19 protein-coding genes are annotated in these 23,629 nt (G+C 59.4%); 4 read left to right on the forward strand and 15 right to left on the reverse strand.

The genetic code is table 11. The features are described from left to right. Positions 1-56 precede the first annotated feature (56 nt). The 6 genes from lpdA to mdh all read right to left on the reverse strand — a co-directional run bounded on the left by lpdA (position 57) and on the right by mdh (position 8,830). The gene (gene lpdA / locus K6118_RS02985; RefSeq protein ID WP_247118727.1) at positions 57-1,463 is read right to left on the reverse strand and encodes a dihydrolipoyl dehydrogenase; all 1,407 of its coding nucleotides are present in this window, start codon (positions 1,461-1,463) and stop codon (positions 57-59) included. A gap of 86 nt (positions 1,464-1,549) precedes the next feature. After that, positions 1,550-2,815 (reverse strand): 2-oxoglutarate dehydrogenase complex dihydrolipoyllysine-residue succinyltransferase, encoded by a 1,266-nt coding sequence (odhB, locus tag K6118_RS02990; RefSeq protein ID WP_247118728.1) that lies wholly within the window; start codon positions 2,813-2,815, stop codon positions 1,550-1,552. 22 nt (positions 2,816-2,837) lie between these two features. Then, a complete protein-coding gene (locus tag K6118_RS02995) occupies positions 2,838-5,741 on the reverse strand; it encodes a 2-oxoglutarate dehydrogenase E1 component (protein WP_425531531.1) in 2,904 nt (967 codons plus the stop codon). 46 nt (positions 5,742-5,787) lie between these two features. Further along, positions 5,788-6,663, reverse strand: a complete 876-nt coding sequence (gene sucD / locus K6118_RS03000; RefSeq protein ID WP_247118730.1) for a succinate--CoA ligase subunit alpha — start codon at positions 6,661-6,663, stop codon at positions 5,788-5,790. Then, positions 6,663-7,832: an ADP-forming succinate--CoA ligase subunit beta gene (gene sucC / locus K6118_RS03005; protein ID WP_247118731.1), complete on the reverse strand. Its 1,170-nt coding sequence runs from the start codon at positions 7,830-7,832 to the stop codon at positions 6,663-6,665. The genes sucD and sucC overlap by 1 nt, the downstream gene beginning before the upstream one ends. 35 nt (positions 7,833-7,867) lie before the next feature. Beyond that, positions 7,868-8,830, reverse strand: a complete 963-nt coding sequence (gene mdh, locus K6118_RS03010; protein ID WP_247118732.1) for a malate dehydrogenase — start codon at positions 8,828-8,830, stop codon at positions 7,868-7,870. A 380-nt stretch (positions 8,831-9,210) separates the two neighbouring features. On the opposite strand from mdh, the gene K6118_RS03015 reads away from it, so the two are divergent. Beyond that, positions 9,211-9,942, forward strand: a complete 732-nt coding sequence (locus tag K6118_RS03015) for a 2OG-Fe(II) oxygenase (protein WP_247118733.1) — start codon at positions 9,211-9,213, stop codon at positions 9,940-9,942. On the opposite strand, the gene zapE is transcribed toward K6118_RS03015, so the two are convergent. Then, positions 9,936-11,162 (reverse strand): cell division protein ZapE, encoded by a 1,227-nt coding sequence (zapE, locus tag K6118_RS03020; protein ID WP_247118734.1) that lies wholly within the window; start codon positions 11,160-11,162, stop codon positions 9,936-9,938. The genes K6118_RS03015 and zapE overlap by 7 nt on opposite strands. A gap of 266 nt (positions 11,163-11,428) precedes the next feature. Between zapE and K6118_RS03025 the strand changes: the two genes are divergently transcribed. After that, complete coding sequence (locus K6118_RS03025) at positions 11,429-12,220, forward strand: tyrosine-protein phosphatase (protein WP_247118735.1); 792 nt, start codon at positions 11,429-11,431, stop codon at positions 12,218-12,220. Here K6118_RS03025 and K6118_RS03030 read toward each other — a convergent pair. The 8 genes from K6118_RS03030 to sdhC form a co-directional block, all read right to left on the reverse strand. Further along, positions 12,205-13,542, reverse strand: coding sequence for a substrate-binding periplasmic protein (locus tag K6118_RS03030; protein ID WP_247118736.1), 1,338 nt, complete (start codon positions 13,540-13,542; stop codon positions 12,205-12,207). The two genes, K6118_RS03025 and K6118_RS03030, sit on opposite strands and share 16 nt — an antisense overlap. Beyond that, on the reverse strand, positions 13,526-14,212 hold the full coding sequence (locus K6118_RS03035) for a substrate-binding periplasmic protein (protein ID WP_247118737.1): 687 nt from the start codon (positions 14,210-14,212) through the stop codon (positions 13,526-13,528). The genes K6118_RS03030 and K6118_RS03035 overlap by 17 nt, the downstream gene beginning before the upstream one ends. Positions 14,213-14,313: 101 nt before the next feature. Continuing rightward, complete coding sequence (locus K6118_RS03040) at positions 14,314-15,060, reverse strand: substrate-binding periplasmic protein (protein WP_247118738.1); 747 nt, start codon at positions 15,058-15,060, stop codon at positions 14,314-14,316. Between the two features lie 89 nt (positions 15,061-15,149). Then, positions 15,150-15,854 (reverse strand): substrate-binding periplasmic protein, encoded by a 705-nt coding sequence (locus tag K6118_RS03045; protein WP_247118739.1) that lies wholly within the window; start codon positions 15,852-15,854, stop codon positions 15,150-15,152. Between the two features lie 202 nt (positions 15,855-16,056). After that, positions 16,057-16,833 carry a succinate dehydrogenase iron-sulfur subunit gene (locus K6118_RS03050; RefSeq protein WP_247118740.1) on the reverse strand — a complete coding sequence of 259 codons (777 nt, stop codon included), beginning with the start codon at positions 16,831-16,833 and terminating at the stop codon, positions 16,057-16,059. Positions 16,834-16,850: 17 nt separating this feature from the next. Then, the gene (gene sdhA, locus K6118_RS03055; protein WP_247118741.1) at positions 16,851-18,641 is read right to left on the reverse strand and encodes a succinate dehydrogenase flavoprotein subunit; all 1,791 of its coding nucleotides are present in this window, start codon (positions 18,639-18,641) and stop codon (positions 16,851-16,853) included. Positions 18,642-18,644: 3 nt separating this feature from the next. Next, positions 18,645-19,028: a succinate dehydrogenase, hydrophobic membrane anchor protein gene (sdhD, locus tag K6118_RS03060; RefSeq protein WP_247118742.1), complete on the reverse strand. Its 384-nt coding sequence runs from the start codon at positions 19,026-19,028 to the stop codon at positions 18,645-18,647. 3 nt (positions 19,029-19,031) lie between these two features. Further along, the gene (gene sdhC, locus K6118_RS03065) at positions 19,032-19,427 is read right to left on the reverse strand and encodes a succinate dehydrogenase, cytochrome b556 subunit (RefSeq protein ID WP_281500534.1); all 396 of its coding nucleotides are present in this window, start codon (positions 19,425-19,427) and stop codon (positions 19,032-19,034) included. Between the two features lie 237 nt (positions 19,428-19,664). Between sdhC and K6118_RS03070 the strand changes: the two genes are divergently transcribed. Continuing rightward, the gene (locus K6118_RS03070; protein ID WP_247118744.1) at positions 19,665-21,593 is read left to right on the forward strand and encodes an alpha/beta hydrolase family protein; all 1,929 of its coding nucleotides are present in this window, start codon (positions 19,665-19,667) and stop codon (positions 21,591-21,593) included. Between the two features lie 33 nt (positions 21,594-21,626). Beyond that, positions 21,627-23,588, forward strand: coding sequence for an alpha/beta hydrolase family protein (locus K6118_RS03075; protein ID WP_247118745.1), 1,962 nt, complete (start codon positions 21,627-21,629; stop codon positions 23,586-23,588). Positions 23,589-23,629: the final 41 nt, after the last annotated feature.

The following is a 23,629-nucleotide window of genomic DNA, read 5'->3' on the forward strand; positions in this document are numbered from 1 at the left end:
TCCCGGCCCCTCACTCGGGGACCGGGATTTCCGTGTCTTTGAACGACCTGTGCCGATTACATATGGATCGGACGGTTATGAACCGCGAGCGCCGCTTCCTTGACCGCTTCGGTCTCGGTCGGGTGCGCATGGCAGGTCATGGCTATATCTTCAGCCGAGGCGCCGAATTCCATCGCGGTCGCCGCCTGGGCGATCATGTTGCCAGCGTCAGCACCGATGATATGAACGCCGAGCACACGGTCGGATTTCTTGTCGGCGAGGATTTTCACGAAGCCTTCGGTATCCAGGTTCGCCTTCGCGCGGCTGTTGGCGGTGAAGGGGAACTTGCCGACGTTATAGTCAACGCCCGCGGCCTTCAGGTCCTCTTCAGTCTTGCCGACAGAGGCCACTTCCGGGTGGGTGTAAACCACGCCCGGAATGACGTCATGGTTCACATGGCCCGAAAGGCCCGCGATATTTTCAGCAACCGCAACGCCTTCGTCCTCGGCCTTGTGCGCCAGCATCGGGCCTTCGATCACATCACCGATCGCCCAGATACCCGGAACGTTGGTGGAGAAGTCGTGTGCCACTTTAACCCGGCTGCGCTCATCCATGTCCACGCCAACGGCTTCAAGGCCGAGGCCTGCGGTGAACGGCCGACGGCCAACGGAGACGAGAACCACGTCAGCGTCGAGCGTGGTGGCGTCCCCACCCTTGACGGGCTCGAACGTTACCTTGACGCCGGACTTGGATTTCTCAACCGAGGTGACCTTGGAGGACAGGTTCATGGTGAAGCCCTGCTTCTTGAGCACGCGGCCGAAGGTCTTGCGAACCTCACCGTCCATGCCCGGCAGAACCTGGTCCATGAATTCGACCACGGTGACTTCCGACCCCAGACGCTGCCAGACCGAGCCAAGCTCCAGCCCGATCACGCCACCGCCGATAACCACGAGATGCTTCGGCACCTTCGGCAGGCTCAGCGCGCCGGTGGAGGAGACGATCTGCTTTTCGTCGATCTCGACGCCCGGCAGGCTGGCGACATCACTACCGGTGGCAATGACAATGTTCTTCGCCTTCAACGTTTCGGTGCCACCGTCGTTGAGCTCGACCTTGACCGTATCCTTAGCGCTCAGGCTTGCGGTGCCCTTGAGCCAGGTGATCTTGTTTTTCTTGAACAGGAATTCGATGCCGCCCGTCAGGCCTTCGACCGTCTTGTCCTTGGTCGCCATCATTTCCTTGAGGTCGAAGGAGACCCCTTTCACATTGATGCCGAACTTGCCGAGGTCATGCGCGGCCTCATGATAGAGGTGCGAGGCATTCAGGAGCGCCTTCGACGGCATACAGCCGACATTGAGGCAGGTACCGCCCAAGGTGTCGCGCTTGTCGATACACGCGGTCTTGAGGCCAAGCTGAGCGGCGCGGATGGCCGCGACATAGCCACCGGGGCCAGCGCCGATAATTACTACGTCGAAAGCATCAGACATTCTTTTTGTCCCTTCTTGTCGAAATAATGGGCGGGGATTTCGGCCCCCACCCATTTTACTCATTCACTCAGTCCGGACCAGCCGCCTTACATGTCCAACAGCAGGCGGGTCGGGTCTTCAAGGGCTTCCTTCACGCGCACCAGGAAGGTCACGGCTTCGCGGCCGTCGATGATGCGGTGATCGTAGGACAGCGCCAGATACATCATCGGACGGATCACAACCTGGCCGCCGATCGCCATCGGACGGTCCTGGATCTTGTGCATGCCCAGAATGGCCGACTGCGGCGCGTTCAGGATCGGGCTCGACATCAGCGAGCCGAAGATACCGCCGTTCGAAATGGTGAAGGTGCCGCCCTGCATGTCATCGATGGTCAGCTTGCCGTCACGGGCCTTCTTGCCATAGGTGGCGATACCGATTTCAGTGTCGGCGAAGGACATGTCCTGCGCGTCCTTGAGAACCGGCACAACAAGGCCGTTCGGGGCGGAAACCGCAACACCGATGTTGGCATAGTTGTGATAGACGATCTCATCGCCCTCGATGAAGGCGTTGACGGCCGGCACTTCCTTGAGCGCCAGGCAGCAGGCCTTGGTGAAGAAGCTCATGAAGCCGAGCTTGATGTTATGCTTCTTCGCGAACAGGTCCTTGTATTTGTTGCGCGCTTCCATGATCGCAGTCATGTCCACCTCGTTATAGGTGGTGAGCATGGCGGCGGTGTTCTGCGCGTCCTTCAGGCGTTCAGCGATCCGTTTGCGGAGGCGGGTCATCTTCACCCGTTCTTCGCGCGGGCCCTTGTCTGCGGCCGGTGCAGCGGCGGCTGCCGGGGCCGACAACGGGCGGGCGGTGCCAGCTTCGATCGCGGAAAGCACGTCACCCTTCGTCAGGCGGCCATCCTTGCCGGTACCGACAATCGAGGTCGGGTCGAGGTTATATTCGTCGACGATGCGACGAACAGCCGGGGACATCGGCATCAGGTCCGCATGGGCCTTCGCAGGCGCGGGACCTTCAACCGTTGAGACAGTCGCAGGCTTTTCTGCCGGGGCTGCGGCCTTGGCGGCCGGGGCGGCAGCCGGGGCTGCTGCGGGCGCCGCGGCAGACGCTGCACTGGCTTTGCCTTCCGTGTCCACACGGGCGATCAGCGCGCCGATTTCCACTGTGTCGCCTTCGGCAACAACAAGTTCGGTGATGACACCGGCCACAGGGCTCGGCACTTCCATCGCGACCTTGTCGGTCTCCACTTCAACAATCGGCTCGTCCGCGGCGACCGCGTCGCCCACCTTCTTCAGCCAGGTGCCGATGGTGCCTTCCGCGACCGATTCTCCCATCTGCGGGATTACAATATCTTCGATTGCCATTTGGGTGCTCCTACCCTTCTTCTTAAATCGTCAGTGCCTGATCGACGAGCGCTGCCTGCTCGGCTGCGTGCTTGGACGCAAGACCGGTTGCGGTGGAAGCGCTTGCCGCACGGCCGGCGTAAACGGGCCGCGTGCACTTCATATCGAGATCAATGAGAACCTGCTCAAGCGGTTCGTGAATATAGCTCCAGGCGCCCATATTCTTGGGCTCTTCCTGGCACCAGACCATTTGCGTGGCGTTCTTGAAGCGCTGGAGCTCCATCTTGAGCGCCTGTGCCGGCATCGGGAATAGCTGTTCAACACGCAGGAGATAGGTATCGTCCTGACCGCGCGTGTCGCGCTCTTCCAGAAGGTCGTAATAGACCTTGCCCGAACACATGACGACGCGTTTGATCTTGTCGTCCGCCTTCAGCTTGATCGAGCCGCCGTTTTCCATGTCGGCATTGTCCCACAATACGCGGTGGAACTGCGAGCCAGGACCGAAATCGGCGAGCTGCGAGGTGCAGCGCTTGTGACGGAGAAGCGACTTGGGCGTCACGATCACGAGCGGCTTACGGAACTTGCGGTGCATCTGACGGCGGAGAACATGGAAATAGTTCGCCGGGGTCGTGCAGTTGACCACTTGCCAGTTATCCTCAGCCGACAGCTGGAGATAGCGCTCAAGCCGTGCTGACGAATGCTCCGGCCCCTGGCCTTCATAGCCGTGCGGCAGCAGCATAACGAGGCCCGACATCCGAAGCCACTTGGCTTCCGCCGAACAGATGAACTGGTCGATGATGATCTGGGCGCCGTTGGCGAAGTCACCGAACTGGGCTTCCCACAGCGTCAGCGTCGACGGCTCAGCCATCGAGTAGCCATATTCAAAGCCGAGAACGCCGAATTCCGAAAGCGGGCTATCCAGCACTTCGAAGTTCGCGTTCGGGTTAATGCCTTTGAGGGGCACATAGCGGTCTTCGGTCTTCTGGTCGACGAAGACGGCATGACGCTGGCTGAAGGTGCCGCGGCCGCAGTCCTGGCCGGACAGGCGGACGCCGAAACCGTCACGCAGGAGCGTACCGAAGGCGAGGGCTTCAGCCGTCGACCAGTCGAAGCCTTCGCCGGTTTCGAACATCTGGTGCTTGGCATCCAGAATACGCTTCAGCGTCCGGTGAACGTTGAACTTCTCCGGCACCGTGGTGATCTGTTCACCGACTTCACGGAGCATGATTTCGGCGACACCGGTTTCGGCGCGGCGTTTTTCATGATCCTGGTCGGCGAGGCCGAGGCCTTCCCACTTGCCTTCGAACCAGTCGGCCTTATTGACCTTATAGTCCTTGCCGGCGGTGAATTCGTCTTCGAGATAGCTGATGAATTCATTTTCCATCCGCTCGAATTCTTCTGCCGTGATCACGCCTTCCTGGATCAAACGGTCAGCATAAAGCTTGACCACCGACGGATGGTTCTTGATGGCGGCATACATGAGCGGCTGGGTGAAGGCCGGTTCATCGGATTCGTTGTGACCGAAGCGGCGGTAGCAGAACATGTCGATGACCACGTCGCGCTTGAAGGTCTGGCGGAATTCGGTCGCCAGCTTGGTCGCGAACACAACGGCTTCGGGGTCGTCGCCGTTCACATGGAAGATCGGCGCCTGCACCATCTTGGCCACATCCGACGGATAGGGGCTGGAGCGCGCGAACTGCGGGCTGGTGGTGAAGCCGATCTGGTTGTTGACGATAAAGTGGACCGTCCCGCCGGTGTTGTAACCGCGGAGGCCCGACATGCCGAAACATTCGGCGACGATGCCCTGGCCCGCAAACGCGGCATCCCCATGAAGCAGAAGCGACAGCGTGGTTTCACGCTTGGTGTCTTTCTTTTGTTCCTGCTTGGCACGGGTCCGGCCGATCACGACCGGGTTCACCGCCTCGAGGTGCGAGGGGTTCGCGTTCAAGGACAGGTGGATCTTGTTGCCGTCGAATTCACGGTCGGCCGAGGTCCCGAGGTGATATTTCACATCGCCCGAGCCCTGAACGTCATCAGGTTTGAAGGATCCACCGTGGAATTCATTGAAGATGGCGCGGTACGGCTTCTGCATGACGTTGGCGAGAACGTTCAGGCGGCCGCGGTGCGGCATCCCGATGACGATCTCGTCGAGGCCATACTGGCCGCCGGTTTTCATCACCGCTTCAAGCGCGGGCACCATGGCTTCACCGCCATCGAGGCCGAAGCGCTTGGTGCCGGTGTATTTCTTGCCGAGGAAGCGTTCGAACTGAACCGCTTCGATGAGCTTGTTCAGGATCGCGACCTTACCCTTGGCGGTAAACTGGATTTCCTTGTCGCGGCCTTCGATCTGGCGCTGGATCCAGGCCTTCTCATCCGGGTCATTGATGTGCATGAATTCCACACCAATGTTGGCACAGTAGGTCCGCTTCAGGATCGCGATGATTTCGGTCAGCGTTGCGGTATCAAGACCGAGCACACCGTCCATGAAAATCTTGCGGTCCATATCCTGAGGGCCGAAGCCGTAATTTTCCGGCTTCAGTTCCGGGTTGACCGGCCGTTCCTCAAGCCCGAGCGGGTCGAGGTTGGCCATCAGGTGCCCGCGCACCCGGTAGGTGCGGACGAGCATCAGGGCCCGGATGCTGTCAATGGTGGCCGCGCGCACATCGGCGGCGGAAACGGCCGCGCCTGTGGCTTTGGCCTTCTCGCTTTCGATGAACATGTCCGAGCCATCAAGGCCGGTGGTCAGGTCATCACTGGGACGCAGCGGCCAGTCGGAACGGGCCCAGCTCGGGGCCGTTTTGCCGATCCCGGCTTCCAGCGTCTCAAAATAATCACGCCAGCCCTGGTCTACTGACTCGGGGTTGGCGCTATATTGTTCATAGAGCGATTCCACAAACTGGGGGCTTACACCTTCCAGCGCGGCGATGCGGTCCATATCTGCACCCATGGGCAATTGGCGTGGCGGTTACCGCCACGCCCCTCTAGTTCAAGGTTTAACCGTTGATGGCTTTCAGAAGCGTGGTGCCGAGGGCAGCCGGGCTATCAGAAACGACGATACCGGCAGATGCCATGGCTTCGATCTTGTCTTCCGCGCCGCCTTTGCCGCCGGAGACAATGGCGCCTGCGTGGCCCATCGTGCGGCCCGGAGGCGCCGTACGGCCAGCAATAAAGCCAGCGATCGGCTTCTTGACCTTGCTTTGCTTCAGGAATTCGGCAGCTTCCTCTTCCGCGGAACCGCCGATTTCACCGATCATGATGATGGCTTCGGTTTCCGGGTCGCCCAGGAACATGTCCAGGCAATCGATGAAGTTGGTGCCGTTTACCGGGTCGCCACCGATACCGATACAGGTCGACTGGCCGAGGCCTGCAGCTGTTGTCTGTGCAACAGCTTCATAGGTCAGCGTGCCCGAGCGGGAAACGATACCGACGTTGCCGCGCTTGTGGATGTGGCCCGGCATGATGCCGATTTTGCATTCACCCGGGGTGATAACGCCCGGGCAGTTCGGACCAACGAGGCGGGTGCCGGAATTCTGCAGGGCGCGCTTGACGCGAACCATGTCGAGAACCGGGATACCCTCGGTGATGCAGACAACCAGCTCCAGCTCAGCGTCGATGGCTTCGAGGATCGCGTCAGCCGCGAACGGCGGCGGAACATAGATCACGGAGGCGTTGGCATCGGTTGCTTCGCGGGCATCGGCCACGGTGTCGAACACCGGCAGGTCGAGGTGCTTGGTGCCACCTTTACCCGGCGTTACACCGCCAACCATCTTGGTGCCGTATGCAATCGCTTGCTCGGAGTGGAACGTGCCTTGGGCCCCAGTGAAGCCCTGGCAGATAACTTTGGTATCTTTACCTACAAGTACAGACATTACGCGGCCTCCTTCACGGCCTTGACGACTTTCTCAGCCGCATCGTTGAGGTCGTCGGCAGTGATGATCGGCAGGCCGGATTTGGCCATGATCTGCTTACCGAGGTCGACGTTGGTGCCTTCAAGGCGAACCACCAGCGGAACGCTGAGCGCGACTTCACGTGCAGCCGCAACCACGCCTTCCGCGATGACGTCGCAGCGCATGATACCGCCGAAAATGTTAACAAGAATACCCTCAACGTTATCGTCCGAGAGGATGATCTTGAAAGCTTCGGTCACGCGCTCTTTGGTCGCGCCGCCGCCCACATCCAGGAAGTTGGCCGGCATGCCGCCCTTGAGCTTGATGATGTCCATCGTCGCCATGGCGAGACCGGCACCGTTGACCATGCAGCCGATGTTGCCATCGAGGCTGATGTAGTTGAGGTCGTATTTGCTGGCTTCGATCTCTTTCGGGTCTTCTTCCGACTCGTCACGGAGCTCACGCACGTCCGGGTGACGGAACAGTGCGTTGCCGTCGAAGGACATCTTGCTGTCGAGAACGACCATCTTGTCGTCTTCGGTCAGCACCAGCGGGTTGATCTCGAGAAGCGAGGCATCCAGCTCGGTGTAGGCTTTGTAAAGCGAAGCCACAACCTTCTGGCATTCCTTGGCGGCAGCGCCCGACAGCTTCAGGCCGAAGGCTACGCGGCGGCAATGGAAAGCCTGCAGGCCGGTTGCCGGGTCGATCGAGAAGGTAACGATCTTTTCAGGTGTCTTTTCGGCAACTTCCTCGATGTCCATCCCGCCTTCGGTCGACGCCATGATGGCGACGCGGCCGGTGGCACGATCGAGCAGCATGGAAAGGTAGAATTCGCTTTTGATCGCGCAGCCGTCTTCAATGTAGACGCGCTTGACTTCTTTACCTTCCGGGCCGGTCTGGTGCGTAACCAGGGTCTTGCCGATCAGCTCCTTGGCAACCGCTTCGACATCGTCGAGCGACTTGACGACCTTCACGCCGCCCGCTTTACCGCGGCCACCAGCGTGGATCTGGGCTTTGACAACCCAAACCGGGCCGCCGAGCTTCTTGGCTTCGTCGACCGCTTCGGCCGCCGTGTAGGCCACGCCGCCCGCGAGGACGGGCGCGCCAAACTGTTTCAGGAGGCCTTTGGCCTGGTATTCATGGATATTCATTTGTCCACCAACTCCCTAAACGTTGGGTAGGATTATTAAGCGAGCGAGCCGTCGATGCCCTTACAAGCGTCCATCAGACCCTTCACGGCACCAACACTCTTCTCGAAACCGGCTTTTTCTTCGCCGATCAGCTCGATCTCGACAATCTTCTCGATACCACCGGCACCGATGATAACCGGCACACCGACATACATGTCGGAAAGGCCGTATTCGCCATTCAGGTGCGAGGCAGCCGGCAGCAGGCGCTTCTTGTCCTTGAGGTAGCTTTCAGCCATCTCAATCGCGCTGGTGGCCGGAGCGTAGAAAGCCGAACCGGTCTTGAGGAGACCAACGATCTCGGCGCCGCCGTCACGGGTGCGCTGAACGATCGCGTCGATCTTCTCCTGGGTCGACCAGCCCATCTTGACCAGGTCCGGAACCGGGATACCGGCAACAGCCGAGTAACGGGTCAGCGGCACCATGGTGTCGCCGTGGCCGCCGAGGACGAACGCGGTGACGTCCTGGACCGAAACCTTGAATTCGTCAGCCAGGAAGTGGCGGAAGCGGGCGCTATCGAGCACACCAGCCATGCCGCAAACCATGTTGGCCGGAAGGCCGGAGAATTTCTGCAGCGCCCAAACCATCGCATCAAGCGGGTTGGTGATACAAATAACAAAGGCATTGGGCGCATACTTGCCAATGCCTTCACCGACCGATTTCATAACTTTGAGGTTGATGCCCAGAAGGTCATCGCGGCTCATGCCCGGTTTCCGCGGCACACCAGCGGTGACGATCACCACATCCGCGCCTGCGATATCGGCATAGTCGTTCGCGCCTTTAAGCGTCGCGTTAAAGCCCTCAACCGGGCCGGACTGCGAAAGGTCCAGTGCTTTGCCCTGCGGCAGGCCTTCGGCAATATCAAAGAGGACGACATCGCCCATTTCTTTAAGTGCCGCGAGATGAGCAAGGGTGCCACCGATCTGGCCACTGCCGATCAATGCAATTTTATTACGTGCCATGAGAATGCTCCAGCCATGAGTTTGGGCTACTAGAACGCAACCGCTGTACTGAAAAACGAAGAATATTCTGGGAGGTACCTAGCGCGTTTACCCCCTGTAGACAAGCCATGAATGCTTCCCGTCCTCGTGATCCAACTTCGAATCCACACATTATTGAGTTTTCCGGGCATTTGTCCTCCGTTTTTGACGAACCAGCCATGCATTCTGGGAATGGCTCATACGGGTAAAAGCGAATAACACCTGCTGAAAAGTCATATCGGGCCGCGCGAGTCCCCGCCAGTTGCCAAGCGCGGTCCTTCCCCCTACAAGGGACGGAGGCGCTTGGGTCCGCTGGATGCCGACTGCCGTGAAGCCCTTGTTGAGACAGGACCTTAAAGACCATGGTCAAGATCGCCCTTGATGCCCGCCACGACCCGAAAGCGCTCGGTGAAACCCTGCGGACGAATGGCCGCCTGCAAATCCCGAACTTTCTGGAGGAAGGCGTCGCCAACCATCTTGAGGGTCTGCTTCTCCGGAACAACACCTGGTTCGTCGCCTATAATGAGGGCCATGAGTTTTTTGAAATCCCGCTGTCCGGCATCGCGCGGATGAGCCCCGAACAGCAGAACCGGCTGGTGGACGCCATCGACCGCGGCGCACGGGCGGGCTTCCAGTACTTCTTCCATCAATATTATATGACCGACGCCATCCGGAACGGGCGGGAGCAGGGCCACCCGCTGCATGCCATGCATGATTATGTGAATTCCGAGCCATTCCTGGGTTTCATGCGGGACCTGACGGGGGACGCGGCCATCACCCATGCCGACAGTTTCGCCAGCCGCTACCTGCCCGGCCATTTCCTGACCGAACATAACGACACCCACGCGCACGAGAACCGCGCCGCCGCCTACACCATTTCGATGACACGGCGCTGGCAGCCGGACTGGGGCGGCAACCTGCTGTTCTACGGTGAGGACGGCAACATCGATGCGGGCTTCACCCCCAGCTTCAACACGCTGAACATCTTCCTGATCCCGCAGCCGCACGCGGTCTCCCACGTCGCCCCCTTCTCCGGTGCGCCCCGCCTAAGCTTCCTCGGCTGGCTCAAGCGCGGCGAACGTCCAGATTACTGAACTACCTCTTCCCGCACGCCATGGCCGCGGTGGAGATAGTCTTCCGACTGCATTTCCATGAGGCGGGAGACCGTGCGTTCGAACTCGAAGCGGCCATCGCCACTTTCATACAGCCGCTCCGGCGGCACCTCGGCCGAGCACAGGAATTTGACGCTATGCTCATAAAGCGCGTCGATGAAGGTGACGAAGCGCTTGGCCTCGTTGCGTTTCTCCGGCCCCAAAGCCGGGATCGCCACCATGATAACGGTGTGATAGTGCCGCGCGATGGCGAGATAGTCGGCCGCGCCAAGCGGGTTCGCGCACAAGCGCTTGAAGGAAAACACCGCCACGCCGCGCGCCGCCTTCGGCACGAAAAGCTCCCGCCCCTGCACGGTCAGCGTCTCGGACGGCACCTTGTCACGGTTCTCCACCTCACGGTCGGTCAGGCGGAAGAAGGCTTCCGACAGCTTCGCCGTCGTCTCCGCGTTCACCGGGGTATAATAGGTGGTCATGCCCTTCAGGCGGTCATAGCGGTAATCGGTCGGGCCATCGAGCGGCACCACCTCGAACGCTTCCTTGAGGCGCGCGATAAACGGCAGGAAAAGCTGGCGGTTGAGCCCGCCTTTATAGAGGTCATCCGGCACGCGGTTTGAGGTGGCGACGATAATCACCCCCCGGTCCAGCAGTTCCTTGAACAACCGACCGAGCACCATGGCGTCGGCGATGTCCGTCACCTGCATTTCATCGAAGCACAGCAGCGTGGCTTCCATGGAAATCTCCCGCGCGACCGGCGGGATCGGGTCATCACCCACGCCCCGGCCGCCGCGTGCCGCGCGTTCCTTGACCGAAAGCCCGCGCCATTCTTTCAGGCGGGCGTGAACGTCCAGCATGAATTCATGGAAATGTACCCGGCGCTTGGCCTTCACCGGCGCGAGCTCATAGAACAGGTCCATCAGCATGGATTTGCCGCGCCCAACGCCGCCATACATGTAAACGCCCTTGGGCGGTTCGCCCTTGCCGCCGTCACGCCTGCGAAACAGCTGGGCCAGCCGCCAGCTTCTGACCGACAGGCCCGTGAGCGCGCCGCTCCCGGCGATTTCGGGATAGTCTTCCAGCCCGTGATACAGCCGCTCCAGATGGCGGAGCACGCGGCGCTGGTCGTCATCCGGACGGACTTCGCCTGCCTCGATCAGCGCGTCATAGGCCGCCAGCGGGCCATGGGTCTTGTGCTTGTTGGTCACGTTTATCCTCATGTGAGATCGGACATGCTCTATCATGACAGATCTGGTGCGCCAACCGAAAGCGGCAAACAGAAGACCGGCCGACGAAAGTGCCGCCGTGGGCCCGGTGACGACCCAGAAATCAGGGTCTTTCCTTGATCAGGCAACACTTCGCCTTAATAAAGATAGAAGCCTACACCGGCTTATCGCGGTCTCCCATGACCATGGTAAAAGCCGGGATACAAGCTGGCAGCCGATTTTCGGCGCCCTATAAAAGGACCAACTGAATGACCTCATCCCCCCGCATCCTGCCCGTCTCCGGCGTCAAGAATTTCCGCGACATGGGCGGCTATACGGCGGCGGACGGCCGCCAGACGCGGTGGGGGAAACTGTTTCGGTCGGGGCACCTCGCGGACCTAACCGCCGCGGAGGATGTGGCGGGGCGCGATATCCACACGGTGATCGACTTCCGCTCCGCCCCCGAGAAGGAGCGCCGTCCGGTTCGCTGGCCCGAAGGCTGGGCGCCGGACTATCGCCCCTCCCCCATCGGCGGCAACGCGGCCGCCTGGATACAGGAGCTTTATGCCCGCCTGGCCGACGCGCCCTTCCCCGCGAAGGAGCTCCGCGACCAGTTCATCCTGGCGTTCGAGACCATCCCGATCGCCAACGCAGGCGGCCTGAAGCTGTTTTTCGATGCCATCATCGACGGCGGCGAGAAGGGCGGCGTGCTGTTCCACTGCACAGCCGGCAAGGACCGCACGGGGGTCGCGGGTGCGCTTCTCATGCACGCGCTCGGCGCCGGGGAAGAAGACATCATGGCGGATTTTCTCCTGACCAACGACGCCGTGGATATTGAGGGCACCAGCGCGGAGCTGGCCGAATGGCTTTCGCGCAAGGCCGGGCGGGAGATCGCCGCCCCGGACGTCCACCCGCTTATCGGCGTCGAACCCGATTTCCTGAAAGCCGCCTACGCCAGCATCGGCCGCGAATATGGCACCCTCGATGCCTATCTGGAAAAGGCCATGGGGCTCAGCCCCGAACGGCGCAAGAAACTGGCAGACCTTTACCTCGCCGAGTAAGGTGCCTTACCGGCCGATGGGCCTTCCAGAAGCGCCTTTATCCGTCCTTCGGCCTTCATACGCCTGATCGCGGCATTGATCCGCGGCAACAGCGACGCCGCCGCTTTATTGACCCGGATTTTCTGCTCCGCCTCCACCCTGACGGGGCCGAGAACGAACGGCCCCGGATGGCGCCGCATCAGGGCATGAAAATCGACATTGCTGATGATGCCGACATCGGCCCGCCCCGCGGCCAGAAGCGTCAGTACATCTTCCACATCGCGGCCTGGCACCTTGAGGCCGAAGAAGGCCTGATCCTTATAGTCGAAACCGCGGACCACCGCGACCCGGAGCTTCCTGAGGGCAGCCGGCGTGCTGACATCCGGTTCCTTGCCGCGGACAAACACGAATTGTTCCCGCGTGACATAGAAGGTATCGCTCCAAAGCTGGGTCGCCACTTCATCAGGCCGGGTCCGCCACAAGGGGGCGGCGCAGCAGTCCAGCAGGATCACCCCTTCGGTGAAGAGACGCCGTTTGCGCTCCTGCGGGGCGTCGATGAATTCCGGCTCGATATCGGCGGCATGAAGGATGGCGGACCAGACCGCGTGAAACCCGGATGAGTCGCTCTGGCCCACCCGTACCCTGAGATTATCCGCATCCAGATCATTGAGGATCGCCTCGATCCGGCCGCTGGCCTTAAGCCGGGCGATGGCGCCATTGATCCGCGGCAATAGCTTAGCGCTGGACCGGCGCACCTGGATACGCAGATCGGCAATGAAAGCCAGCTGGCCCAACGCCACCGCCCGGGGCTTTTCCCGCATCCGGCGCTGATAGTCATTCAGGTTGATGAAGGCGAGGTCCGCCTTGCCCGCGGCAACCGTATCCAGCAATTCATTCATATCCCGGCATTCTACTACCGAGCCGAAATCTTCCTCACCCTTATAGGAAAAACCGCGGATAACAGCGACGCGGAACTGACGCAAATCCTGTGCCGCCTTGATCTTCAAGACATGGCCCTCAGGAAAGACATAATATTCAGGCGAACGGTAGAAAACGTCGGAGAAAAGCTGCACGGCCTTTTCTTCCGGCTTCTGCCGCCATAGGGGCGATGCACAACAGTCCAGCTGAATTGCACCATTCACAAACATCTGGCGCTTTTTGTCCGTGGGCGCGATGACAAAGTCCGCCCGAATACCGGCGTCATTGAGGATCGCCTCCCAGACGCGCGAATATTCGATGGAATTGCTTTGCCCAACCTTCAGAGACGCCTGAGCCACCGACGGCAGAGAGACGCTGAAACACAGGAGCAAGCCGAGAAACAATGACCTAACGGGTACTGACATGGGGCTCCAGCAAGTGGTTCAGGCGGCCATCGGCCTTCATGGTGGCAATCGCTTTATTAATCCGGTCGAGCAAGTCGGGCCTCGATTTATGAACCCGTATACGAAGCCCCGCCTTCTGGTTCAAGCCGCCAAGCTCAAGGTCTCGCTGTTTCTCATTTATATAATATTGAAAATCAGCCTGGGAAATCAGGCCGATATCAGCCTTGCCCGATGCGATCAGGTCCAGCATTTCATTGACGTCACGGCCTGCAACGATATTGCACTCGGCCACGACTGCCGGATAGTCGAACCCACGGACAATGGCAAAGGTAAGGGGCAGCAGGTCATTTGGCCCGTTAATGGGCACCACCTTGCCTTTCCGGAACACGAAATGCTCTTCACTGACAAGGAAGACATCGCTGAACAGCTGAACGCGCTTTTCAATGGCCCGGTCGCGCCATTCCGGCGTCGCGCAACAGTCCAGTATGATATTGCCGCGCACGAACCAGCGCCGCTTCTCGGCATTCGGGGCGAAGACCATCTGATAGCGGATGCCCGCTTCTTTAAGGATCGCGGTCCAGGTTGCCATCAGGCCCGCGGAATCCGCCTGACCGACGCGCACGGGGGTATCCTCAGCCGCGGCTGCAGCCCGGCTCATTAGCAGGAAAAAGATCAGGATTTTCCACTTCATCCGTACCATCCACCCCTAGGCATGATCAGCGGAGACCGAACATATATGCAGCCCGTCGTTTATTATAGGCGCAAGATGTTAACAGGTGTTTATCATGGCGCCTATTGAAGGGACTGGAAGCCAGGAGCCGTAACGTCCCGCAGCCGATACCCGGTCAAGGCATTGATGCGGCCGTCTGCCTTCAGGGCTGCAATAGCCTTGTTGATGCGGGCGAGCAAGTCCGGGCGGCTTTTGTGGACACGGACACGCAGGACCATCCGGCTATATTCCGGCCCCAGGACAAGCGGCCGGGGATGGAGGCGCTGCCGCCGGGCAAACTCCTGTGCGTTGGCAATGGTGAGGTCGGCCCTCCCCTCCACCACAAGGTCGAACACTTCCCCCATCGATACCGCCGTCACGGTTTTACCGAAACGGTCCTGCCCAGGATAGGTAAACCCCTGTACGATGCCGACAGTCACACCGCGCAGGTCATGCGGATCTGCTAGCTTGTAGTCATGTCCCTTTCTTAAAACCAGGTGATCGATGATGGGAAAGAAGGGAACTGAGAAAAGCTGCACCGCCTGTTCATCCGCCCGGTTGCGCCATGCCGGCGCCGAGCAGCAGTCGAGCACGATTTTACCGCGGACGAACATCTCGCGGCGTACGTCGCGCGGGGCAGCTATGGGCTTGATCCGAATAGCGGCTTCCTTGAGGATGGCGTGCCAGGCATCCCGAAACACACTGTCTCCCAACTTGCTGGCGGGCACAGGAGCATCCTCGGCTCTTGCCGCCGATATGTTAACGGCACACAGGAACGCTGCTATTACCCCGCGCAGGAAAATCGGACTGTATCCCTTTACTTTCAACATGACACCTTCCACGATCCTGCAGCCTTTCACCTTCTCTCAACCGCCATAGAGACCAGACAAAGTTAGGATGCCTTGACCTCCATCAACCGTCACGGTGTCGTTTGGGTATGGCCCACCTTTTCAGCCCCGCGCAGGGCAGCCCCCACCAGCGCCTCGACCTTTCCAGCCCGACGGAGCCGCACAATCGCAGCATTGAGACGCGGCACAAGCTGCGGATAGTCCTTATGGACGCGGGCGCGCAAATTCACCCGGTGATATTCGCGCCCCAGTGTCAGCGGACGATGCTCCATCCGCTGCAGGCGCATGAATTCCTGCACATTGACGATCACGGCATCGGCCCGCCCTTCGGCAACCGCTGCCAGCGCCGCATTCATCGATTCCGTCTCCACCCGGGTGCCGAAATTATCGCCGCCGACATAATCGAACCCTGTCACGGTCGCGACCCGGCGCGTGCGCAAGTCCGGCCCTGATGTGGGCGGTGACGGGTCGCCAGCCTTGAAGACGATATGGTCAACCGCATAGAAGAAGGGATTGGTATAAAGCTGAGTGGCTTGTTCTTCAGGCCGCTGGCGCCATTCGGGGATAGTGCAGCAATCGGCGACGAGACGCCCGGCCACGAACAGGCGCCTTCTTTCTGCCTGTTGAGCAGTGATGAATTGGGCGTCGATCCCCGCTTCCTTGAGGATCGCGTGCCAGGCGGGGCTATAGGCACTGAGGTCATCATCCCCGACGACATAGATAGGTGCGGCCCACGACCGAGGGGCACCCAGCACCATACTCACAGCAAGGCTCATAAGAGCCGTCCCAATTAAAAACAATCTGCGCATCGGCCTTCCGGCGCCCCCAGTCATGCACGAGACAGCTTAGCGGCAAAAAATTAACGAATTCTATGTCTGTCAGCGCCTTCCTGTTCCAGAAGCGCCTGCGGAAAAGCAATTGGGCGGCCCCGAAGAGCCGCCCAATCGAAAGTCTGTTTCTGTATAGTGAGCCCGTGGCTTAGCCGCGGCGTTCCACCATCATCTTCTTGATCTCGGCAATCGCCTTCGCCGGGTTCAGACCCTTCGGGCAGGCGTTTGCACAGTTCATGATGGTGTGGCAGCGGTAAAGCCGGAACGGGTCCTCGAGGTTATCGAGGCGCTCGCCCGTGGCTTCGTCACGGCTGTCGATAAGCCAGCGGTACGCCTGCAGAAGGATAGCCGGGCCCAGATACTTGTCACCGTTCCACCAGTAGCTCGGGCAACTGGTCGAGCAGCAGGCGCACAGGATACACTCGTAAAGACCATCGAGCTTCGCCCGGTCGTCATGGCTCTGGAGCCGTTCCTTCTCAGGCGTGGTCGACTGGGTCTGCATCCACGGCTTGATCGAGGCATACTGCGCATAGAAGTTGGTGAGGTCAGGCACAAGGTCCTTGACCACTTCCTGGTGCGGCAGCGGGGTGATGGAAACATCGCCCTTCAGGTCCTCGATCGCGGTGGTGCAGGCGAGGCCGTTCTTGCCGTTCATGTTCATGGCGCACGAGCCGCACACGCCTTCGCGGCAGGACCGCCGGAAGGTTACGGTGCTGTCCATCTCATTCTTGATCTTGATGAGAGCGTCCAGAACCATCGGGCCGCAGCTGTCCATGTCCACTTCGAACGTGTCCATGCGCGGGTTTTCACCGTCATCCGGATTCCAGCGGTAAACGCTGAACTTGCGGGTGTTGGTTGCCCCTTCCGCCTTGACGGTCTTACCCTTGCCAACGCGGGAGTTTTTGGGAAGTGAAAATTCAGCCATTTGTCGTCTCCCTTCCCTTAATAAACCCGAGCTTTAGGTTTGATATAGTCCATTTCCTCGGTCAGCGTGTAGCTATGCACAGGACGATAGTCCAGCGTGACCTTGGCATCGGCAAACCAGCCTGCGGTGTGTTTCATCCAGTTCTTGTCGTCCCGGTCCGGATAGTCCTCGTGCATGTGTGCACCACGGCTTTCCTTCCGGTTCGCGGCCCCATGAATGGTGAGCGCGGCCTGACCGATGAGGTTCTGAAGTTCGAGCGTCTCGATGAGGTCGCTGTTCCAGACGAGCGAGCGGTCGGACGTCTTGAGGTCACCCATGTTGGCGGCAACTTCGTCGATCTTCTTGACGCCTTCCTCCAGCACCTCTGCCGTCCGGAACACCGCGCAGTGGTTCTGCATGGTGCGCTGCATGGTGAGGCGCATTTCGGCGGTCGGGGTCGACCCATTGGCATAGCGGGCAGCGTCGAGGCGGCTGAGAGCCATCTCTTCGTAGCCTGCCGGCAGCGGCTTCTGCGACGCACCCGGCTTGGTGATTTCCGCCACCCGGTGCGCGGTTGCGCGGCCGAAGACCACAAGGTCGATGAGCGAGTTGGAACCAAGGCGGTTCGCGCCGTGGACCGACACACACGCGGCCTCGCCGACGGCAAACAGGCCCGGCACAACAGCGTCCGGATCATCCTTCGTCGGGTTGATGACCTCACCATGATAGTTGGTCGGAATACCGCCCATGTTGTAGTGGCAGGTCGGGATGATCGGGATCGGTTCCTTGGTCACATCGACACCCGCGAAGACCTTCGCGGACTCGGAAATACCCGGCAGGCGCTCATGCAGCAGTTCCGGATCGAGGTGATCCAGGTGCAGGTACATGTGGTCTTTGAGGGGGCCAACACCGCGGCCTTCGCGGATCTCGTTCGAGATCGAGCGGGAGACCACGTCACGGGACGCCAGGTCCTTCGCGGACGGGGCATAACGCTCCATGAAGCGCTCGCCTTCGGAGTTGATGAGGATACCGCCCTCACCGCGTGCGCCCTCGGTGATCAGCACGCCCGCGCCGTAAATGCCGGTCGGGTGGAACTGAACGAACTCAAGGTCCTGCAGGCAGAGACCGGCACGCAGTGCCATGCCGCCGCCGTCACCGGTGCAGGTGTGGGCCGAAGTCGCCGAGAAGAAGGCACGGCCGTAACCGCCGGTTGCCAGCACGACCGACTGGGCGCGGAAGGCGTGGATCGAACCGTCTTCCATGCACATGGCGATCACACCGCGGCATTCGCCATTTTCCATGATCAGGTCGATGGCGAAATATTCGATGTAGAAGTCGGTATCGTACTTGAGCGACTGCTGGTAAAGACCGTGCAGCATGGCGTGGCCGGTCCGGTCGGCGGCGGCACAGGTCCGCTGGGCCGCTGGGCCTTCGCCGAATTCGGTGGTCATACCGCCGAACGCGCGCTGGTAGATCTTGCCTTCTTCGGTCCGGCTGAAGGGCACACCATAGTGCTCCAGCTCGTAAACCGCGGCCGGGGCCTGGCGCACCATATATTCGATGGCGTCCTGGTCACCGAGCCAGTCGGAGCCCTTGACGGTGTCATACATGTGCCACTGCCATTTGTCCGGGCCCATGTTGCCGAGCGAAGCTGCGATACCGCCCTGCGCTGCCACAGTGTGGGAGCGGGTCGGGAACACCTTGGTGATGCAGGCGGTCTTGAGACCGGCCTCGGAGAGGCCCATGGTTGCGCGGAGGCCCGAGCCACCGGCGCCGACAACCACGGCATCATAGGTATGAAGAGTAACGGGGTAACTGCTCGTGGTCATGTCTTATCCCCCAAACGCGATACGAAGAACGGAGAAAATGCTGAGCGCTGCCATCAGCACGGTGCCGAAGCTGATCGCCAGCATGGTGGTGATCTTCGTGCCATGATCGTGCACATAATCCTCAACCACGACCTGGAGGCCGAGGCGCAGGTGATAGAAAAGGTTGGCAACAAACAGGATCATGATCACCGAAACCAGCGGCTGCTTGAGCCAGGCCACCCATTCAGCGTGATCCTTGCCGACGTTGCCGACGAAAGAGACGACCATGAAGATCGTCAGCGGAATGTTGGCGATAGCGGTTACGCGCTGGAGCCACCAGTGATGCGTGCCGTCCTTGGCCGAGCCGAGGCCGCGCACTTTCGAAAGTGGAGTCCTTAAATCAGTCATGGCTTAAAGCTCCCCCATTACCTTGTAGGCCGCGACCCAGATCAGAAGGGTCATGACGATGGAAAACAGGAAGGTGAGCTTAGCCGTCAACGAGTTCGGCTTGAGGTCGTAAAGCTTGCCCGTGTCCATGAACAGGTGACGGATGCCCGATGCCATATGCTGCATCAGCGCGAAGGTCAGCCCGAAAAGAACGATGCGTCCGATGAAGCTCGAGGCATAGCCCTGAACCATATTAAAATACTCATGTCCTGTCGCCAGTGCCACCAACCACCAGGTAAGCAAGATCGCGCCGAAAGCCAGCGCCGATCCGGTCGCGCGGTGCATAATGGACACGGCCATGTGTGCACCCCAACGATATACCTGCAGGTGGGGAGAGAGCGGCCTATTCCCCTGTGCCATGAAATAATCCCCTGACAGATGTTAACAAATTTGGCCTGCGCCAACGGTTGAGATGGCGCGTTTTGAATCACGAACAACTGTTTAGACCCCCCAAGGGGGCGGCTGCAAGAAAAGATATGGTTTTTGCAGGGCGCTGGCCCGGATTTCCCGGCAGCAAATCGGTTGCGCCAACACAACCTGTTTGCTAGGAAATAGCTTTGGGGACTATCTATTTTCTTTTAGGGGCACTTTATCCATATGCGTATCTCACTTGCTGCGCCGCTTCTGGCGGCGATGTTCCTGTGCACTCCCGTAACGGAAGCCGCATCAGGGCAGGATCTCATCAAAGCTGAAACCTTCGCTAAACTACCGACCGTGCGGGATGTCCAGTTTTCACCGGACGCCAGCTATATCGCCTACACAAGCCCAATCAAGGGCCGCATCAACCTGATCATCCGGCCGCTTGCGCCCGGGGCTAAGGCGGATGCGATCCCGCCGGTTGAGGACACCGACATCAACTGGTTCCACTGGATCAACAACCACCGCCTGATCGTCGCCTACCGCTATACCAACGATGTCGGCAAATCCTATGTTCGCAGCGCGCTTTTCAGCGTCGATGTGAAAAAACCGGGCTATGTGGATATGGCCCGTGACCCCAAGCAGCATGACCGCAATCCCTATGCGCGCCAAAAGCCGCAGATCCGTGACCGGGTGATCGACTTCCTGCCGAACGACCCGCAGCATTTCCTGCTGGCAATCGACTCCGACTTCGATGGCCGCGCGGAAATCCGCAAGGTCGACGTGGAAACGGGCCGCTATACCAACGTCACCCAAGGCTATGACTGGATCAGAAGCTGGGTAACCGACCAGAACCACCAATACCGCCTGGGCTGGGGCATGGGCCCGGACGGCGAGCACATGGTCTATATCGACCCGGACGGCAACAAGAAGCGCAACCTGGCGGATATCAAATGGTATTCGGATGATGATATCAACCCGCTCGGCTTCACCGAAAACCCGCATATCGCCTATGCCGCTGACCCCTATAAAGGCGGCCCGCGACGGCTGATCACCTTCAATGTGGTAACCGGAAAGCGGGTGAAGGTTCTGTTCGACCGCCCCGATGCCAGCGTTCAAGGACTGGTGGAGGACCCCAAAACCGGCAAGCCCATTGGCTTCAGCTATATCGACGACCTGTACCGCGAGCAGTATTTCGATAAAGACCTCGCGGCCCTTCAGGCCCAGCTTGACCGGCTCCTGCACGGTGGCAGCAATATCATCCGGACGGCCAACCGCGAAAAACAGCTCTATATGATTGAGCATTTCAGCGACCGGGAAGACACCTACTATCTGGTGGATATGGCCCACGGCAGGGTCCAGCCTTTTGCCCGCAATGTGCTGATCCCACCACAGAAATTGTCGCCGACGATGAAGCAGGTGATCAAGGCGCGGGACGGCGTGTCCATCCCCAGCTATCTGACCCTGCCCGTCGGCAAGTCACCGTCGAAACTGCCGATGGTGGTTCTGCCGCACGGTGGCCCACAATCCCGCGACACACTGGGATATTACTATTTGACCCAGTTTCTGGCGAGCCGGGGCTATGCCGTCCTCAGACCCAACTTCCGGGGGTCGGCAGGCTTCGGCAAGAAATTCATGGAAGCCGGGAAAAACCAATGGGGCGGCAAGATGCAGGATGACGTCACCGACGCCACCAAATGGGCAATCACCCAGGGCATCGCGGACCCCAAGCGCATCTGCATCGTGGGCGGCTCCTACGGCGGCTATGCGGCTTACATGGGCGTGATCAAGGAACCTGGGCTTTACCGGTGCGCCGTGTCGCTGAACGGTGTTGCCAACCTCAAGGAAATGGCGTCCCGCGCCCGCAACCTTTTCTGGTTCAAGGATTTTGCCAAAACCATGGGCCATGAAGGCGAAAAAGTTGAAGCCGTCTCCCCTGTCCAGCAGGCGGGCCGGGTCAGCGCGCCGGTTCTTATTGTTCATGTGAAGGACGATCCGGTCGTGCCTTATGAACAAAGCACCGAAATGTATAAGGCGCTGAAGCACCTGAAGAAGCCGGTGAAAATGGTCAGCATCAAAAGCGGCGACCATTTCCTGGATACCGAGGCCGCCCGCGTCGCTTTCCTCAAGCCGCTCGAAAGTTTCCTCACCCAGGAAATCGGTAAATAAACACAAACATTCAAAACATGAGTTGGGGGATTTATGATTTTTTCCACACACCGCACGGCTGCTGCGCTTTTGCTTGCAGGTGCCGTCCTCTTACCGGCTAGCAGCGCACAGGCAAAGCCCCACGGGACCGCGCCACTGCTGCCGGTCAAGGCCTATGCCAGCCTGCCGGCTTTCCATGGCGTGAAGCTGTCACCGGACGGCAAGCAATTTGGCTATATCACCAAGCTCAAGGGCCGCACCGCTCTGGTGATGGAGAACCTGGACGGCAGCAAACCAGCCGCCGTACCCTCCGGTGAAGATGCCAATATCGTGAATTTCTACTGGGCGACAAACGACCGCCTTTTGGTTGTCTATCAGTTTTCCATGAAACGCCGCGGCAGCCTTGTAAAGTCCGAACAGACCCGCCTGCTGGCCATTGACCGGGACGGTCAAAATGCCGAGATGATCGTCAAACAAAAGAAAATTGCTGTTGTCGGCTCAAAAGCAGCAACGCAGAAACTACCGTTTCCGCAGTTTCAGGATAAGATCATCGATCTTCTTCCCGATGACCCGGAACATATTCTGCTCTCGATCGACGCCGACCTCGACGGCACAGATGAAGTCTGGAAGCTCAATATCTTCAATGGCCATTACCGGGAAGTCATGCAGGACATGCGTGGCATCCAATATTGGTATGCCGACCAGACCCACACGGTGCGCTTTGGCGTCGGTTATGAGCGCGACAATGAGTATGCGGTCCTGCGGGATGCAGACGGCAATACACAGCCGCTCACCAAAACCGACTGGTACAAGACTGCTGATATTGCAGGCTTCAGCAAAGACCCGAACGTTATCTATGTCACCAAGGCAAGCCAATATGGCACCAAGGGCGTTTACAAACTGGCAATCGACAGCGGCAAGATCATCGATACCGTCTATGAAAACCCCAAGGTCGATGTCGATGGCGTTGTAGATAGCCCGGAAACCGGTTGGCCTGCGGGCGTTGCCTATACCACGGACCGTCAACATATCATCTATTTTGACGAAGGCTTGGCGCGCATCCAGCACATTGCCGATAAAAGCCTGCCGAACACGACAAATGAAATCGTCGGTAAAGCCAAGGGCCAGGACATCTATATCATCTTCGCCCATAACGACACCGACCCCGGCGTCTATTATTTTCTCGACCTGAAGGCCAAAAAAATGAGCGTCCTGTCCACCTATATGGAAGGGATCGAACCCAACACTCAGGCCCATGTGAAGGAAGTCAATATTCCAGTCCGGGACGGCTCCACCATCCCCGCCTATATGACCATTCCACGCGGCCTGGAGAATGCCAAGAAACTTAAAACTGTAGTCCTACCCCACGGCGGACCTTCGGCCCGGGACACTGGTGACTGGAATTATTGGGCCCAGTTCCTGGCAAACCGCGGTTATCTGGTCCTGCAGCCCAACTTCCGCGGGTCTACCGGATACGGTGGCAAATTCTATGATGCAGGTCAGCACCAGTGGGGTGGCCTGATGCAGAATGATGTCACAGACGCCACCAAATGGCTGATCAAGGAAGGCTATGCCGACAAGAACCACATCTGCATCGTCGGCGGGTCCTACGGCGGGTATGCAGCCCTGATGGGGGCAGCGATGGAACCGGGTCTCTATAAATGCGCGGCTTCCATCAACGGCGTCACCGATATTCCTGACATGAAGCGCTATGAGAAAAACTTCATCGGTGGACTTGCCTGGATCAAAAGCATGGGGCTTGAAGGTGCAAGTGACAGCGACGTTTCCCCTATCGACCATATCGATGAAATCAAAGTTCCGGTGCTGCTGATTTCCGCCAAGAACGACTCAACTGTCCCCACCAGGCAATCGAAGGACATGGACCGCAAACTTCGCCATGCGCATAAGAAAAGCCGCTTCGTCTTGTTGGAGGATGGTGATCATCAACTGGTCACGGCAGAAGCGCGTGAAACCATGCTGACTGAGTTGGAAAAATTCCTGAAGAAGAACCTGTAAGGCGGGTTAAGCCCCGGCTTCCAGCTTGGCGATGGCTTCGG

This window comes from Kordiimonas marina (genome assembly GCF_023006325.1).
GTDB lineage: Bacteria > Pseudomonadota > Alphaproteobacteria > Sphingomonadales > Kordiimonadaceae > Kordiimonas > Kordiimonas marina.

What these genes read in the sequence shown, in the direction of transcription:
- lpdA (WP_247118727.1), bottom strand. Translation starts at nt 1,463, where the DNA reads ATGTCTGATGCTTTCGACGTAGTAATTATCGGCGCTGGCCCCGGTGGC.
- odhB (WP_247118728.1), bottom strand. Translation starts at nt 2,815, where the DNA reads ATGGCAATCGAAGATATTGTAATCCCGCAGATGGGAGAATCGGTCGCG.
- K6118_RS02995 (WP_425531531.1), bottom strand. Translation starts at nt 5,741, where the DNA reads ATGGGTGCAGATATGGACCGCATCGCCGCGCTGGAAGGTGTAAGCCCC.
- sucD (WP_247118730.1), bottom strand. Translation starts at nt 6,663, where the DNA reads ATGTCTGTACTTGTAGGTAAAGATACCAAAGTTATCTGCCAGGGCTTC.
- sucC (WP_247118731.1), bottom strand. Translation starts at nt 7,832, where the DNA reads ATGAATATCCATGAATACCAGGCCAAAGGCCTCCTGAAACAGTTTGGC.
- mdh (WP_247118732.1), bottom strand. Translation starts at nt 8,830, where the DNA reads ATGGCACGTAATAAAATTGCATTGATCGGCAGTGGCCAGATCGGTGGC.
- K6118_RS03015 (WP_247118733.1), top strand. Translation starts at nt 9,211, where the DNA reads ATGGTCAAGATCGCCCTTGATGCCCGCCACGACCCGAAAGCGCTCGGT.
- K6118_RS03025 (WP_247118735.1), top strand. Translation starts at nt 11,429, where the DNA reads ATGACCTCATCCCCCCGCATCCTGCCCGTCTCCGGCGTCAAGAATTTC.
- K6118_RS03030 (WP_247118736.1), bottom strand. Translation starts at nt 13,542, where the DNA reads ATGTCAGTACCCGTTAGGTCATTGTTTCTCGGCTTGCTCCTGTGTTTC.
- K6118_RS03035 (WP_247118737.1), bottom strand. Translation starts at nt 14,212, where the DNA reads ATGAAGTGGAAAATCCTGATCTTTTTCCTGCTAATGAGCCGGGCTGCA.
- K6118_RS03040 (WP_247118738.1), bottom strand. Translation starts at nt 15,060, where the DNA reads ATGTTGAAAGTAAAGGGATACAGTCCGATTTTCCTGCGCGGGGTAATA.
- K6118_RS03045 (WP_247118739.1), bottom strand. Translation starts at nt 15,854, where the DNA reads ATGAGCCTTGCTGTGAGTATGGTGCTGGGTGCCCCTCGGTCGTGGGCC.
- K6118_RS03050 (WP_247118740.1), bottom strand. Translation starts at nt 16,833, where the DNA reads ATGGCTGAATTTTCACTTCCCAAAAACTCCCGCGTTGGCAAGGGTAAG.
- sdhA (WP_247118741.1), bottom strand. Translation starts at nt 18,641, where the DNA reads ATGACCACGAGCAGTTACCCCGTTACTCTTCATACCTATGATGCCGTG.
- sdhD (WP_247118742.1), bottom strand. Translation starts at nt 19,028, where the DNA reads ATGACTGATTTAAGGACTCCACTTTCGAAAGTGCGCGGCCTCGGCTCG.
- sdhC (WP_281500534.1), bottom strand. Translation starts at nt 19,427, where the DNA reads ATGGCACAGGGGAATAGGCCGCTCTCTCCCCACCTGCAGGTATATCGT.
- K6118_RS03070 (WP_247118744.1), top strand. Translation starts at nt 19,665, where the DNA reads ATGCGTATCTCACTTGCTGCGCCGCTTCTGGCGGCGATGTTCCTGTGC.
- K6118_RS03075 (WP_247118745.1), top strand. Translation starts at nt 21,627, where the DNA reads ATGATTTTTTCCACACACCGCACGGCTGCTGCGCTTTTGCTTGCAGGT.